The following is a 14339-nucleotide window of genomic DNA, read 5'->3' as shown; positions in this document are numbered from 1 at the left end:
TTTATCGGCCAATCAAAGGAGTCGCCATGTCCGGTAGCCCGCCGCCCCCGGGTGGCTTCGTGCGCCGTGTCGGCCTGTTCCAGGCCACGGCCATCAACATGAGCCAGATGTGCGGCATCGGCCCGTTCGTCACCATCCCGCTGATGGTCGCCGCGTTCGGCGGCCCGCAGGCGGTCATCGGATTCGTGGCGGGCGCCGTGCTCGCCCTCTGCGACGGCCTGGTCTGGGCCGAGCTGGGCGCCGCCCTGCCCGGCTCCGGCGGCAGTTACGTCTACCTCCGCCAGGCCTTCCAGTACCGCACCGGGCGGCTCGTGCCGTTCCTGTTCGTCTGGACGGCGATGCTCTTCATCCCGCTGATCATGTCCACGGGCGTGGTCGGCTTCGTCCAGTACCTCGGCTACCTCGCCCCGGGCCTCGGGCAGACTTCCGGCGACCTCGTCGGCCTCGGCGTGATCGCCCTCGTCGTGCTGCTGCTGTGGCGCGGCATCGAGCACATCGCCCGCATCACCGCCGTGATGTGGACGGTGATGATCGCCTCCGTCCTGCTGGTGATCGCCGCCGCGGCCGGCGACTTCAGCCCCCACCTGGCCTTCGGCTACCCCGCGCACGCCTTCGACCTGACGAGCGACCACTTCTGGCTCGGCTTCGCCGCCGGACTGACCATCGGCATCTACGACTACCTCGGGTACAACACCACCGCCTACATGGGCGCCGAGATCAAGGACCCCGGCCGCACCCTGCCGCGCTCCATCCTGCTCTCGATCGTCGGCATCATGACGATCTACCTGCTGCTCCAGATCGGCACCCTCGGTGTCGTCGACTGGCACCGGATGGCCGACCCGCACGACATCGCCTCCACCTCCGTGGCCTCCGCCGTGCTGGAGGAGACCTGGGGCCGGGGCGCCGCCGACACCGTCACCGTCCTCATCCTGATCACCGCCTTCGCCTCGGTGTTCACCGGCCTGCTCGGCGGTTCCCGGGTGCCCTACGACGCCGCACGCGACCGCGTGTTCTTCCGCCCGTACGGGAAGCTGCACCCCCGGCACCGCTTCCCGGTGCTGGGACTCGCCACCATGGGCGTGATCACGGCGGTCGGTTTCCTGATCGGCCGCCACACCGACCTCGCCACCCTGATCCAGTTGCTGACCACGGTGATGGTGATCGTGCAGGCCCTCGCGCAGATCGTCGCGCTGACGGTCCTGCGCAGACGGCAGCCGGCCCTGCCCCGCCCGTACCGGATGTGGCTCTACCCGCTGCCCAGCGTCCTGGCCTTCGCCGGCTGGTGCGCGATCTACGGGTACGCCGACCGCAACTCCCCGGGCCGCCACCCCATCGAGTGGTCCCTGGCCTGGCTCGCCCTCGGCTGCGTCGCCTTCCTCGTCTGGGCGCGGCTGGAGAAGGTCTGGCCGTTCGGGCCGAGGGAGATCGTCGAGGAGTACGCGGCCGGCCGGGACCCCGACACCGAGCCTGCCGCCCGCTGAGTCCGGCTTTCCGCTCCGGCCGGGGAGCCCCGGCCCTCCCCGGCCCCGGTGCGGGCGCGTCGGGAAGACTGCCGCCCATGACCGAGACGGAGATCGTCGAGGAGTACGCGGCCGGCCGGGACCCCGACACCGAGCCTGCCGCCCGCTGAGTCCGGCTTTCCGCTCCGGCCGGGGAGCCCCGGCCCTCCCCGGCCCCGGTGCGGGCGCGTCGGGAAGACTGCCGCCCATGACCGAGACCAGCGTGCCGGCCGCGTCCGTGCGCCCCGCGACCCCCGAGGACCGTCCCGTCGTCGACCGGCTGTGGCTGATGTTCCGCCACGACATGTCCGAGTTCGCTCAGGCCCTGCCCGCCCCCGACGGCACCTTCCGCGCCGACCGGGTCGAGCACGCCTTCACCGGGCCCGGCTGGGCGCCGTACCTGCTGGCCTGCGGCGGGTGCCCCGCCGGTCTGGCGTTCGTGCGCGGGCTCGACGGCCCGGTGCGGGTGCTCAACAGCTTCTTCGTGGTCCGCGGGGCCCGGCGCCGGGGCCTCGGGCTGTGGTTCGCGCGCGAGGTGCTGTCCCGGCACCCCGGCCCGTGGGAGATCGCCCACCAGCAGGACAATCAGGGCGCCGCGTGTTTCTGGGAGCGCGTCGCCACGGACGTCGCGCCGGGCGCCTGGACCCGGGAGCCGCGCCCCGTGCCGGACCGGCCGGACCTGCCCCCGGACGTGTGGATCTCCTTCAGCGTCCCGGCCTGAGGCCGGTCCGCCCGGGCGGACCGGCCCCGCCTTCTTCGTCGGCCTTCGCTTGCTTTCGCCTGGTCCTCCCTTCCTCGTGTCCTGTCCTTATGGCCTGGGTACGCTCTTCGCCGCCGTACCGGCGCAGACCAGCCCGAGCAGGACCGCCAGCGCGCCGATGACGACGTTGTTGACGATCACGCCGGCGTCGGGGTTCGTGCCCACGATCCAGGGCGCGATGATCATCCAGACGCCCAGGGCGCACATGGCCCAGCTCAGGCCGTACATCCGCGCGGGCGCCCTGGTGAAGCCCAGCGCCAGCAGGCCGATCGCGATGCCCATGATCAGGTTGTGGACCGCGAGCGACGGCTGGCCCGCCGAGTAGTGGACGATCCAGGGAGACGCCGCGCAGTACAGGCCGAGCAGGAACACCGGCCCGTCCACCAGCGCCACATCACGACCGCCGAGCATGCGGGCGTACCGCGCCTGCATCTCGGAGACATCGGGGTGGGTCGTCATGTCACCCCTGTGCAAGTGGGCCATGGCTGTCTCCTTCGCGACTTCTGGCCTGACCGCGTGCGGTGTGAAGGATGCGCCGCCTCCCCAGTTTGCTCTTATTTGTCCCTTATGTGTAGGGGTGTGTCAGTCGAGCCCGCGACCCTGCCGGAAGCGGGCCAGCCCGTCGGACAGGGCGACGACCGGGTCCGGATAGTCGCCGGCGACGGCCCGCTCCAGGCCCGCGAGCTTCCACGGCTCGTGCACCGCGCCGCCCTCGACGCCCCGCAGCTCGGGCACCCAGCGCCGGACGTAGCCGCCGTCCGGGTCGTACCTCCTGGCCTGGGCGACCGGATTGAGGATGCGGTTGGGGCGGGTGTCGGTGCCGGTTCCGGCCACCCACTGCCAGTTCAGCTGGTTGTTGGCCAGGTCGCCGTCGACGAGCAGCGCCAGGAAGTGCCGGGCGCCCACCCGCCAGTCGACGTACAGCGTCTTGGCGAGGAAGCTCGCGGTCAGCAGGCGGCCGCGGTTGTGCATCCAGCCCTCGTGCCGCAGCTGCCGCATGGCCGCGTCGACCACCGGATAGCCGGTGCGGCCCTCCCGCCACGCCTCGACGTCCGCCCGGGCCGCCTCCTCGGAGCGCCAGCGGTCGTGCTTCGTGCGGTAGTCGGCCCGGGCCGCGGCGGGCCGCGCCGCCAGCACCTGGCGGTGGAAGTCGCGCCAGGCGAGCTGCCGTACGAATGCCTCCGCACCGGCACCGCCCGCCCGGCGGGCCCGGTGGACCAGCTCGACGGGGGACAGCGTGCCGAAGTGCAGGTGGGGGGAGAGGCGGGAGGTCGCGTCACCCGCCAGGTCGTCGTGGCGGTCCTCGTACGCGGCCAGCCCCGAGCGCAGCCAGGAGGCCAGCCGGGCGCGGCCCTCCCGCTCGCCCCCGGCCGCCAGCCCCGGGGACACGTCCGCGATCGCCGCCCGGGACGGCAGTTCCTCGGAGCCGACGCCCTCGGGTACGTGCACCGTGCGCGGCGGCGCCAGCGGCTCGCGCAGCCGGAGCCCGTTCCAGTGCCGGAAGTACGGTGTGAACACCGCGAAGTGGTCCGAGGCGGTCGGGGTCAGCTCGCCGGGGGCGATCGCGGTGGTGACCGTGTCGTGCACGTGCAGCCGCCGCCCGTCCGCCTCCAGGGCGCTGCGCAGCCGGCGTTCGCGCTGGTGCGCGTAGGCGCTCACGTCGGCCGCCAGGTGCACCTCGTCGGCGTCCGTCTCGGCGGCCACCTTGCACACCTCCTCCACCACGTCGCCCGAGCGCAGCACGAGCCGTCCGCCGCGCTCGCGCAGACCCGCGTCCAGGTCGTGCAGGCAGTCGGCGAGGAACGCCAGGCGGTTGGGTGCGGCGAAGCCGGCGTCCGTCACACCCCGGTCCCGCACGAAGAGGGGGACCACCTGGCGGGCGCCCTCCAGCGCGGCGCGCAGGGGAGGGTGGTCGTGCAGGCGCAGGTCGGCGGTGAACAGGACGACCGAGACGTTCATCGAGCGGCTCCAGACGAGAAGGTGCGGACGCCCGGCAGTACCGTGCCGACGGGCCGGGTGGATGCGGGGACACTCCCTCCTCACCCTTCCCGCCCGCCGCTCCCGCCGGATGCGGGCCACCCGGATGACATGTCCGCACCGGTCCCGGGCAGCCGGAGAAGTACGGCACGCCCGTTCCGTTCGTTGTCGTCGCTGGAGGTGACCGGCTGTCATGAGTGAGAAGGTTCTGGAGCGGTTCCCCGCAGGCGCCCCGCGTGGCTCGTGGCCCGCGGAGGAGTACGCCGCCGCCCGTCGGGCCGAGGGCGAACCCGCCACCGTGGTGATGGACCTGGAGTCCGACGCGTTCCTCGTCGTGGTGCAGGGACAGGAGGACGCCGTCCGGGCCTGACCCGGCCGCCCCGCCGGCGCGCGGGCGAGTCCTTCTTCTTCTTTTCTTCCGGATTCCCGGGCCGGGATGTCGATCCCGGCCCCCGCCGTTCGTGTAGGAGGTGACAGCAGGCCCGGACACGGGTCCGACGAACCTCTTGGAGAAGCCATGAAGCACTACCTGCTCAGCGTGGTCCAGCCGGCCGGCGGCACCCCACCGGCCGCGGACGAGCTCGCGGAGATCATGCGCAGGGTCGAGGCCTTCAACGACGAACTGCGCGCGGCCGGAGCCTGGGTCTTCGCGGGCGGGCTGCACGGCCCGGAGACCGCCACCGTGCTCCGGCCCCGGGGCGACGACGTGCTCGTCACCGACGGCCCCTACGCCGAGGGCAAGGAGTACCTGGGCGGGCTGTGCCTGATCCGGGCCGCCGACCTGGACGAGGCCCTGGAGTGGGGGCGCAAGGCCGCCCTCGCCACCACCCTGCCCGTCGAGGTACGGCCCTTCGCGGACCGGCACTGAGGACGAAGGCCGCACCGATGGCCGAAGCTCCCGGCATCGAGGCCGTGTTCCGCGCCGAGTACGGGCGCGCGGTCTCCGTCCTCGTCCGCTTCCTCGGCGACATCGACCTCGCCGAGGAGGCGGTGCAGGACGCCTTCACCACCGCCGTGCGGACGTGGCCGCGGACCGGCGTCCCGCCGAGCCCGGCCGGCTGGATCATCACCACCGCGCGCAACCGTGCCGTCGACCGCCTGCGCCGCGAGTCCTCCCGGGACGCCCGGCAGGCGGAGGCCGCCCGGCTGCACGCGCCCGCCGCACCGCCCGAGGAGGGCCCCGTGCGCGACGACCGGCTCCGTCTGATCTTCACCTGCTGCCACCCGGCGCTCGCCCCGCAGGCCCGGGTCGCCCTCACCCTGCGCCTGCTCGGCGGGCTCGGCACGGCGCAGATCGCCCGCGCCTTCCTGGTGCCGGAGTCCACTCTCGCCCAGCGGCTGGTGCGGGCCAAGGCCAAGATCCGGGACGCGGGCATCCCGTACCGGGTGCCCCGCGACGCCGACCTGCCCGACCGGCTCGGCGGGGTCCTCGCGGTGATCTACCTGATCTTCAACGAGGGCTACACCGGCGACCCCGCCCTGTGCGCGGAGGCCGTGCGCCTCGGCCGGCTCCTGGCCGGGCTGATGCCGGACGAGCCCGAGGTGACCGGCCTGCTCGCGCTGATGCTGCTGACCGAGGCGCGGCGGCCGGCCCGGCAGGACGCGGACGGCACCCTCGTACCGCTTCCCTGCCAGGACCGCACCCGCTGGGACCGGGGCCTGATCGCCGAGGGCCAGGACCTGGTCCGCCGCTGCCTGCGCCGGGGCCGGCCCGGCCCTTACCAGATCCAGGCCGCCGTCCAGGCCGTGCACGGCGACGCGCCCACCGCCGACGCCACCGACTGGGGGCAGATCCTGCGCCTGTACGACCAGTTGACGGCCGTCGCGCCCTCGCCCGTGGTCGCCCTGAACCGGGCGGTCGCGGTGGCCGAGGTGCAGGGCCCGGCCGCCGCCCTGGACCTGGTCGACGCGCTCGGCCTCGACCGCTACCACGTGCTGCACGCCGTCCGCGCCGACCTGCTGCGCCGCCTGGGCCGCACGGCCGAGGCGGCCCGGGCCTACCGGACGGCCGCCGAACTGGCCCCCGGCGCGGCCGAACGGGCCTACCTGGAGCGGCGCCGGCGGGAGCTGGACCCCGGGCGGAGCTGACAGGCACCGGCGCCAGGGCCGCGGCCTCGGATCAGTCGGCCCCCGGCCGGGCCGCCGAGCCGTGGCGGCCGTGCCCGCGCGTCCCGACGGCCCACCGGCCGGGAACGCCGGTCACCGTCCGGAACGTCCGATCACCGGCCCGAAACACCGAGGCAGCGGCACGCCGCCGTGTGCCACACTCCGCCGATGACCTCCGAAACGATCACCGCGGACGCCTCCGGCACCTGGACGCTCGGCGACCTCCCCGTGCACCGCGTCGGCTTCGGTGCGATGCGGCTGACCGGCAGTGCCGCCTTCCACCTCGGCACCCCGGGCGACCGGGAACGCTCCCTCGCCGTGCTGCGCGGGGCCGTCGAACTCGGCGTCGACCACATCGACACGGCGGCCTTCTACTTCTCCTCACTGCGCTCCGCCAACGAACTCATCAACAGCGCGCTCGCCCCGTACCCCGAGCATCTGGTCGTCGTCACCAAGGTCGGCCCCTTCCGCGACTACCGGGGCGAGTGGGGCACCGCCGCCCGCCCCGACGAGCTGCGCGGCCACGTCGAGGAGAACCTGCGGCAGCTCGGCCGCGACCACCTCGACGTCGTCAACTTCCGCCGCCAGAACCAGGACTCCATAGCCGAGCACTTCGGCGCCCTCGCCGAGCTGCGGGAGGCAGGCCTGATCCGGCACCTCGGGATCTCCGGCGTCCAGCCCCGGCACCTCGCCGAGGCGCTGGAGATCGCCCCGGTGGTGTGCGTGCAGAACCGGTACGCCGTGGACCGGCCCGACCCCGTCGACGACGAGGTGCTGCGCCTGTGCGGCGAGCGCGGCATCGCCTTCGTCCCCTTCTACGCCGTCGCCGGCGCCGCCGGTCCGGGCGGCGCGACCACCGCCCACGACGAGGCGGTGCTCTCCGTGGCCCGGGCGCACGGGGCGAGCCCCGCCCAGATCCGGATCGCCTGGACGCTGCACCAGGGCCCGCACGTCCTCGCCATCCCCGGCACGGGCGACCCCGACCACCTCGCCGAGAACGTCGCCGCGGGCGCGCTGCGGCTCACCGGCGAGGAGCTGGCCCTGCTCGACGCCGCCCGCGCCCGGACGGCCTGACGGCAGCCGGGCCGCACGGCGCCACCCGCTGCCTACAATGCGGGGGACGCTTCGCGGCAGCCGCGGACCAGGACGGGGTGAGGAACGGATCCATGACCGACGCCAGGGACGAACGCCGGCCGGCCGGCGAGCTCGAAGCGAGCGTGATGGCCGCCCTCTGGGCCGCCGGCGCGCCCCAGACCCCCGGCCAGGTGCAGCTCAGCCTCGGCGGCGGGCTGGCCCGCACGACCGTGACCACGATCCTCACCCGCCTGCACGACAAGGGCGTGGTCGCCCGGCAGCGCCAGGGCCGCGGCTACGCCTACGTCCCGGTGCAGGACGCCCAGGGCCTCACCGCCCGCCGCATGCACAGCGAACTGGACCGGGACAGCGACCGCGAGGCGGTCCTGGCCCGGTTCGTCGCCCAGCTCAGCCCCGACGACGAACGCATCCTGCGGGACCTGCTCGAATCCGGCGACCGATGACCGCGCTCCTGCTGCTGCCGCTGCTGCTGCCGTTCGCCCTCCCGGCGCTGGCCCGGCGGGTGCTCGACCGGCTCGCCCCCGTCGCCGCGCTGCGGGCGCTGACCGCCTGCGCGGTGATCCTCGCGGGCTGCTCGCTCGCCGCGCTCGGCGCGTTCGTCCTGACCGGACTGCTCAAGCTGCCGTCGTTCGCCGCGCTCGGCGAACTGGTCCACCCGCTGCGCACCGCCTCCGACCTCGTCGTCGCCCCGGCCGCCGCCGTCTCCGTCGGCGCCCTCGCGGTGTGCGCCTGGACCCTCATCCGCTCGGTGCTGCACCAGAGCCGCGCCTTCCGCGCCGCGCGCACGGAGGCCGGGCGCGGGCCGGCCGCGGGCGACCTGTGCGTGGTCGACTCGCCCCGGCCGGACGCCTACGCCCTGCCCGGGCGCCCGCACCGCATCGTCGTCACCACCGCCATGCTGCGCAGCCTCGACGGACCCGAGCGGGAGGCGCTGTTCGCGCACGAGCGGGCGCACAACGCGGGCGGCCACCACTACTTCCTGGCCGCCGCCGAACTCGCGGCGCACTGCCACCCCGCCCTGCGCCCGGTCCGCGAGACGATCCGGCTGGCCGCCGAGCGCGCGGCCGACGAGGCCGCGGCGGCCCTGACCGGCGACCGGCGCCTGACCGCCCGCGCCATCGCCCGGGCGGCCCTCGCCGGCCAGGCGGTCCGCTCCGCGCGGCCCGGTTTCGCGGCCGCCGCGACGACGGGCCCCGTCCCGCACCGCGTCCAGGCGCTCCTGGCCGCCCCGCGCCCCGCCCACCGGGCGCGCCGCCGGGTCGCCGCCGCTCTCCTCGCCGGCTGCACCGCCGTCTCCTGCCTGTCCGCCGTGACCGGCATGGCCGACTTCCACCACCGGGTGGAGGTCGCCCAGGGCGAGCGGCCCTGACACCTGCCCCACCGCGTGCCGCGGGGGTGACTGGCGCCGCGGACGTTTTACGTATAACCTCTCGCGCTACCACCCCACCGGACGGCACCGAAAGGCCCCGATGAGACGCCTCGCCCTGGTCACCCTCGTCGTCGACGACTACGACGAGGCGATCCGCTTCTACACCGGGGCGCTCGGTTTCCGGCTGGCCGAGGACGCGCCGCGCCCCGACGGCTCCCGCTGGGTCGTCGTCGAGCCCGGCCCCGCGGCCGCCGGCACCGGCCTGCTGCTCGCCCGCGCCAAGGACGAGGGACAGCGTGCCCGGGTGGGGGACCAGACCGGCGGGCGGGTCGGGTTCTTCCTGCACACCGACGACTTCGCCCGCGACCACGCCCGCATGACCGCCGCCGGCGTGACCTTCCTGGAGGCCCCGCGCCACGAGCCGTACGGCACGGTCGCCGTCTTCCAGGACCTGTACGGCAACCGCTGGGACCTGCTCCAGCCCGCCGCGTGACCGCCTGACCCGCCGAGAACCACCCGCCCGGAACCACCTGCCGAGGAAAGCCCTGCCATGACCGCGCCCCGCATCGACACCGAGACCCTCCGCCGGCTCCCCAAGGCCGTGCTGCACGACCACCTCGACGGCGGCCTGCGCCCCGCCACCGTCGTGGAACTCGCGGCCGCGGTCGGCCACGCCCTGCCCACCACCGACCCGGACGAGCTCGCCGCGTGGTTCTACGACGCCGCCAACTCCGGTGACCTGGTCCGCTACATAGCCACCTTCGAGCACACCCTCGCCGTCATGCAGACCCGCGAGGGCCTGCTGCGCACCGCCGAGGAGTACGTCCTCGACCTCGCCGCCGACGGCGTCGTCTACGCCGAGGTGCGCTACGCCCCCGAGCTGAACACCCGGGGCGGGCTCACCATGCGCGAGGTCGTGGAGACCGTGCAGGAGGGCCTGGCCGCCGGCATGGCCAAGGCGGCCGCCGCCGGCACCCCGGTCCGCGTCGGCACCCTGCTGTGCGGCATGCGCATGTTCGACCGGGTCCGCGAGGCGGCCGGCCTGGCCGTCGCCTACCGCGACGCGGGCGTCGTCGGCTTCGACATCGCCGGCGCCGAGGACGGCTTCCCGCCCGCCGACCACCTGGAGGCCTTCGACCTCCTGCGCCGCGAGAGCGTGCCGTTCACCATCCACGCCGGCGAGGCGCACGGCCTGCCCAGCATCCACCAGGCGCTGCAGGTGTGCGGCGCCCAGCGCATCGGCCACGGCGTGCGCCTGACCGAGGACATCCCCGACCTCGCGGCCGGCAAGCTCGGCCGGCTGGCGTCCTGGGTGCGCGACCGCCGGATCGCCCTGGAGATGTGCCCCACCTCCAACCTGCAGACCGGCTGCGCCGGCTCGATCGCCGAGCACCCGATCACCGCGCTGAAGGACCTCGGCTTCCGGGTCACCCTCAACACCGACAACCGTCTGGTGTCGGGGACGACGATGACCCGGGAGATGTCCCTGCTGGTCGAGGAGGCCGGCTGGACGGTGGAGGACCTGCGCACGGTCACCGTGAACGCCCTCAAGAGCGCCTTCGTCCCGTTCGACGAGCGCAACGCCCTCATCGAGGACGTGGTCCTGCCCGGCTACGCGGCCGCGCTCTGAACCAGGCCCTTGAGGTAGGCGGCCTGTCCGGCGTGCTGGAGGTCGTCGGACAGGACGCTCACCAGGCGCACCGCCAGCGTCACCGGCGGATCCCAGCGCTCGTCCACCACCCGCTCCAGGTCCTTGGCGGCCAGCGAGCGCAGGGCGCCGAGGGTCTGCTCGTGCACGGCGTCGTAGTACTCCGCCAGCGGCCCGGCCGACTCCACGCGCACCTTCGCCACCTCGGCGGGACCGTGCCCGTACCCGGTGTCGTGCCGCGGCAGGTCCAGGCCGAAGCGTTTCTCGAAGCCCTGGGAGAGCCACACCTGGTCGAGGCCGAAGGCGCCGGCGACGTGGTCGTCCTGCACCCGGGTGAGGTGCCAGACCAGCCAGGCGACGGAGTTGGCGCCGGGCGCCGGGCGGTGGTGCAGCTCGTCCGGTCCGAGGCCGTCGAGGGCGGCGTGGACTTCTTCCCGGATGCGGCCGTAGCCGTCGATGAGGATGTCCTTGGCATGCATGGGTCCACCATGGCGCATCGGGCCCGCTCGTGCGCCGCCGAACCTGCGGCCCGCGGCCGCGCGCCGCGAGGAGCTAGCCGCCCGTCTCCAGCAGCGTGACCAGTGCGCGGGCCGCCGGGCTGGTGGCCCGCTCCGGCGGCAGCAGGGCGACCGTCTCGTACTCCGTCTCGGCCGTGCCCTTCAGCGGGAGCGCCGTGAGCGCGGGCCGCTTGTGCCGGAAGTGCCGCGGCACGACGGCGACGCCGAGGTTCTCGTCGACCAGGTCCAGCAGGCTGTGCACGTCGTTGACCTCCAGTGCCACCGTGCGCCGGACGCCGGCCGCGGTGAAGGCGGCGTCGGTGGTGCGGCGCGGCCCCCAGTCCGGGTGGAAGTCGACGAAGACCTCACCCGCCAGGTCCTCCGGCCCGAGCACCGCCCCCGCCGCGGCGAGCCGGTGGCTGGGGTGGCACAGCACGGTCATCGGCTCGCCGGCCAGCGACACCGAGCGCAGTTGGTCGCCGTCCGCCCGGGTGCGGTAGGCGAAGGCCAGGTCCAGCCGTCCGGCCGCGACCTCCTCGGCCAGCGCGCCGGAGCCCGCCTGCCGCAGCCGGACCTCCACGTCCGGATGGCGCCGCCGGAAGGCCGCCAGCAGCCGCGCCACGGGCACCCCCGCGATGCACTGCTCGGTGCCCAGGGCCAGCGTGCCGCGCAGCACGCCCTGCACCGCGGCCACCGCCTCGTGCGCCGCGCGCACCTGGGCCAGGATCCCCTCGGCCTCCCGCAGCAGGGCGCGCCCCGCCTCGGTCAGCGTCACCCGCCGGGTGGTCCGCACGAACAGCGGCGCCCTGAGCTCCCGCTCCAGCGCCCGGATGGACGCCGACAGGCCCGACTGGGACACCATCAGGCGCTCGGCGGCCCGGGTGAAGTGCTGGTCCTCGGCGACCGCGACGAAGTGCTGGAGATGACGCAGTTCCATGATTGAGCAGCCTAGTCGCACAATCCCATCGCATTTACCTGTTGGACCGCTGTACACCGGCCGGGGAAGAGTGGACGGGCCCGACCGTGTGCCCACCCCTCTGGAGTCCTGTTGTACACCGCACACCCCGACCGCTACGCCGACCTGCCCTACCGGCGCACCGGACGCAGCGGCCTGAAACTCCCGGCGCTGTCGCTCGGCCTGTGGCACAACTTCGGCCCCGACCGGCCGGTCGAGACCCAGCGGGCCATCCTGCGCCGCGCCTTCGACCTCGGCGTCACCCACTTCGACCTCGCCAACAACTACGGCCCGCCGCCCGGCGCCGCCGAGTCCGCGCTCGGCGAGGCGCTGCGCGCGGACTTCGCGCCGTACCGCGACGAGCTGGTGATCTCCACCAAGGCCGGCTACCTGATGTGGCCCGGCCCGTACGGCGAATGGGGCTCGCGCAAGTACCTGCTGTCCTCGCTGGACCAGAGCCTGAAGCGGATGGGCCTGGACCACGTCGACATCTTCTACTCGCACCGTCCCGACCCGGACACTCCGCTGGAGGAGACGATGGGCGCCCTGCACTCCGCGGTGCAGCAGGGCAAGGCGCTCTACGTCGGCGTCTCCAACTACTCGGCGGAGCAGACCCGCGAGGCGGCCCGCATCCTGGCCGACCTCGGCACGCCGCTCCTCATCCACCAGCCGCGCTACTCGATGCTGGACCGGCGCCCCGAGGACGAGGGCCTGCTCGACGCCCTGGACGAACTCCAGGTCGGCTCGATCGTCTTCTCCCCGCTGGAGCAGGGCCTGCTCACCGGCCGCTACCTCGACGGCGTTCCGGAGGACTCGCGCGCCGCGAGCGACAGCCCCTTCCTCGACTCGGACGCGGTCACCGAGGACCTGGTCGGCCGCCTGCGCGCGCTGAACGACGTGGCCCGGTCCCGCGGCCAGACCCTGGCCCAGATGGCCCTGGCCTGGGTGCTGCGCGGTGGGCGGGTCACCTCCGCCCTGGTCGGCGCGAGCAGCCCGCGGCAGATCGAGGACAGCGTCGGCGCCGTGCGGAACCTGGACTTCGACGCGGAGGAACTGGCCCGTATCGACGCGATCGTCAAGGGCTGAGCACTCGGGGGCGCCCGTCCTGGCCGGACGGGCGCCCCCGTCGCGTGTCACTCCGCGGCCGGCAGCCGGTCCAGGAAGCCCAGCACCTGGCGGATGCGGCCCTCGCCGTCCAGGGTGATCACGTCGGACCCGGCCACCGGAGCCGAGCCGTCGGCCTCGTTCACCAGCTCCCAGCGGAAGCGCGCGATGTCGCGGTGCCCGTCCACCGCGCCGAGGAGGCGGAACGAGAACCCCGGGAACTGCTCCTGGGCGGCGGCGATCACGGCCGCGATCCCGTCGTGCCCGCGGACGTCCGCCAGCGGGTCGGTGTAGCTGCCGTCCGCGGCCCAGGCCGCGGCGACCGCCTTCTCGCGGGCCTCCGGTCCGGTGGCGTTCCAGGCCTCGAGGTAACGGGCGACGGCGCTCTCGTAACGGTCGGTGTTCACGGTCATGGCGAATCAGCCTCCATGGAGGTCGTCACTGCTGGTCAGGAGCCGGATCCGGGGGTTCGCCGATCCGGTGTGACCACCATGCCCGAGTGGCGGGGACCGGTCGATTACCTCCGGGGTCATGCCCGCGGCCGCGGCCTGCCCGTGCATTACCGGCCAGAACGGGCGGTGAATATGCCAGCAGACTGGCCGGAAAGTCATGGTGACACTGTGTCGTGAGTGGCGATACTCGACGTTAGGGGCACTTCCCGCACAGGGCCGCACACAAAGCGAGGCGACCCCCTGGCACCGTCCTGCACACCAGCGAGGCGACGGGGGAGTGATCGTGCACGACGAATTCCTGTGCCATGTCACGGCATACGGCATGTGCGGCGGACAGCGCGTCGGGGTGCCACTCGGCACCTATCGCGCGCCCACCCTCGCACTGGCGCTGTGGTGGTTACGGGACCGGGCGTCCTGGATCGCCGAACGCCTCGATCCCAGCCCCGAGGACCCCGCCTTCCCGGCGGGCGCGCTCGTCCCGGTCGCGGCCACCGTGGCCGACGTGCCCGCCCTGCTGCGCGCCTGGTGCGCGGACGTGGCGCGGCAGGAACGGGTCGGGGACGAGCTGGCCGCCGGACGGCTGGTGCGGATCGCGGCCAGCGACGACACCACCGAGTACGAACTGCTCGCCGAGTCCGTCGACGCCCTGCGCATGCAGCGCACCCTGCCCGCACTCGTCATGCCCGTCGCCTGACACGTGCCACGGCCCGCACACCAGGTCCACGGCCCCGCCTTCGCCGTCCGCGAGCTCCGGACCGGACGCCCGCCGTTCCGGCGCGAGAACCACACGGCCCCGCTGCGGGCCACCGGACGAGGAACGCCACCGACGCCCGCGACCCGCCCTGCGCGCCGTCCTCCGTCGGCGGCCACGCCGACA

17 protein-coding genes are annotated in these 14339 nt (G+C 74.3%); 12 read left to right on the top strand and 5 right to left on the bottom strand.

Annotation, left to right across the window (positions count from 1 at the left end; genetic code table 11):
- Positions 1 to 26: 26 nt before the first annotated feature.
- Positions 27 to 1481 carry an APC family permease gene (locus tag AQJ66_RS04640; RefSeq protein WP_079060074.1) on the top strand — a complete coding sequence of 485 codons (1455 nt, stop codon included), beginning with the start codon at positions 27 to 29 and terminating at the stop codon, positions 1479 to 1481.
- 226 nt (positions 1482 to 1707) lie between these two features.
- Positions 1708 to 2220: a GNAT family N-acetyltransferase gene (locus AQJ66_RS04635; RefSeq protein ID WP_061916978.1), complete on the top strand. Its 513-nt coding sequence runs from the start codon at positions 1708 to 1710 to the stop codon at positions 2218 to 2220.
- Positions 2221 to 2307: 87 nt separating this feature from the next.
- Here AQJ66_RS04635 and AQJ66_RS04630 read toward each other — a convergent pair whose 3' ends face one another.
- Positions 2308 to 2742, bottom strand: coding sequence for an SPW repeat protein (locus AQJ66_RS04630; RefSeq protein ID WP_061916974.1), 435 nt, complete (start codon positions 2740 to 2742; stop codon positions 2308 to 2310).
- A 99-nt stretch (positions 2743 to 2841) separates the two neighbouring features.
- Entirely contained in the window at positions 2842 to 4218 is a 1377-nt protein-coding gene (locus AQJ66_RS04625) for a cryptochrome/photolyase family protein (RefSeq protein WP_061916971.1), read from the bottom strand.
- 211 nt (positions 4219 to 4429) lie between these two features.
- Here AQJ66_RS04625 and AQJ66_RS39290 point away from each other — a divergent pair, with 211 nt between their 5' ends.
- The 8 genes from AQJ66_RS39290 to AQJ66_RS04590 all read left to right on the top strand — a co-directional run bounded on the left by AQJ66_RS39290 (position 4430) and on the right by AQJ66_RS04590 (position 10436).
- Positions 4430 to 4606 (top strand): hypothetical protein, encoded by a 177-nt coding sequence (locus AQJ66_RS39290; RefSeq protein WP_167359144.1) that lies wholly within the window; start codon positions 4430 to 4432, stop codon positions 4604 to 4606.
- Between the two features lie 147 nt (positions 4607 to 4753).
- Positions 4754 to 5104: a YciI family protein gene (locus AQJ66_RS04620; protein WP_061916967.1), complete on the top strand. Its 351-nt coding sequence runs from the start codon at positions 4754 to 4756 to the stop codon at positions 5102 to 5104.
- A 17-nt stretch (positions 5105 to 5121) separates the two neighbouring features.
- On the top strand, positions 5122 to 6324 hold the full coding sequence (locus tag AQJ66_RS04615; RefSeq protein ID WP_061916965.1) for an RNA polymerase sigma factor: 1203 nt from the start codon (positions 5122 to 5124) through the stop codon (positions 6322 to 6324).
- Positions 6325 to 6510: 186 nt separating this feature from the next.
- A complete protein-coding gene (locus AQJ66_RS04610) occupies positions 6511 to 7416 on the top strand; it encodes an aldo/keto reductase (protein ID WP_061916962.1) in 906 nt (301 codons plus the stop codon).
- A 92-nt stretch (positions 7417 to 7508) separates the two neighbouring features.
- Positions 7509 to 7880, top strand: a complete 372-nt coding sequence (locus tag AQJ66_RS04605) for a BlaI/MecI/CopY family transcriptional regulator (RefSeq protein WP_061916959.1) — start codon at positions 7509 to 7511, stop codon at positions 7878 to 7880.
- Positions 7877 to 8806: a M48 family metalloprotease gene (locus tag AQJ66_RS04600; RefSeq protein ID WP_061916956.1), complete on the top strand. Its 930-nt coding sequence runs from the start codon at positions 7877 to 7879 to the stop codon at positions 8804 to 8806. Before AQJ66_RS04605 ends, AQJ66_RS04600 begins: the two co-directional genes overlap by 4 nt.
- Positions 8807 to 8906: 100 nt before the next feature.
- The gene (locus AQJ66_RS04595; protein WP_061916953.1) at positions 8907 to 9299 is read left to right on the top strand and encodes a VOC family protein; all 393 of its coding nucleotides are present in this window, start codon (positions 8907 to 8909) and stop codon (positions 9297 to 9299) included.
- Positions 9300 to 9356: 57 nt separating this feature from the next.
- Complete coding sequence (locus AQJ66_RS04590) at positions 9357 to 10436, top strand: adenosine deaminase (protein ID WP_061916949.1); 1080 nt, start codon at positions 9357 to 9359, stop codon at positions 10434 to 10436.
- Here the strand turns inward: AQJ66_RS04590 and AQJ66_RS04585 are convergent.
- Positions 10418 to 10933 (bottom strand): mycothiol transferase, encoded by a 516-nt coding sequence (locus AQJ66_RS04585; protein ID WP_061916946.1) that lies wholly within the window; start codon positions 10931 to 10933, stop codon positions 10418 to 10420. The genes AQJ66_RS04590 and AQJ66_RS04585 overlap by 19 nt on opposite strands.
- 73 nt (positions 10934 to 11006) lie before the next feature.
- Positions 11007 to 11888 carry a LysR family transcriptional regulator gene (locus AQJ66_RS04580; RefSeq protein ID WP_061916944.1) on the bottom strand — a complete coding sequence of 294 codons (882 nt, stop codon included), beginning with the start codon at positions 11886 to 11888 and terminating at the stop codon, positions 11007 to 11009.
- A 111-nt stretch (positions 11889 to 11999) separates the two neighbouring features.
- Here AQJ66_RS04580 and mgrA point away from each other — a divergent pair, with 111 nt between their 5' ends.
- Positions 12000 to 12992 (top strand): L-glyceraldehyde 3-phosphate reductase, encoded by a 993-nt coding sequence (gene mgrA, locus AQJ66_RS04575; RefSeq protein WP_061916941.1) that lies wholly within the window; start codon positions 12000 to 12002, stop codon positions 12990 to 12992.
- 47 nt (positions 12993 to 13039) lie between these two features.
- Here the strand turns inward: mgrA and AQJ66_RS04570 are convergent, their stop codons facing one another.
- Entirely contained in the window at positions 13040 to 13423 is a 384-nt protein-coding gene (locus AQJ66_RS04570; RefSeq protein WP_061916938.1) for a nuclear transport factor 2 family protein, read from the bottom strand.
- Positions 13424 to 13745: 322 nt separating this feature from the next.
- Between AQJ66_RS04570 and AQJ66_RS04565 the strand changes: the two genes are divergently transcribed.
- On the top strand, positions 13746 to 14156 hold the full coding sequence (locus AQJ66_RS04565; protein WP_061918255.1) for a hypothetical protein: 411 nt from the start codon (positions 13746 to 13748) through the stop codon (positions 14154 to 14156).
- Positions 14157 to 14339 lie beyond the last annotated feature (183 nt).

Source organism: Streptomyces bungoensis (assembly GCF_001514215.1).
Taxonomy (GTDB): Bacteria; Actinomycetota; Actinomycetes; order Streptomycetales; family Streptomycetaceae; genus Streptomyces; species Streptomyces bungoensis.
This window is presented reverse-complemented; position numbering and strand designations above follow the sequence as displayed.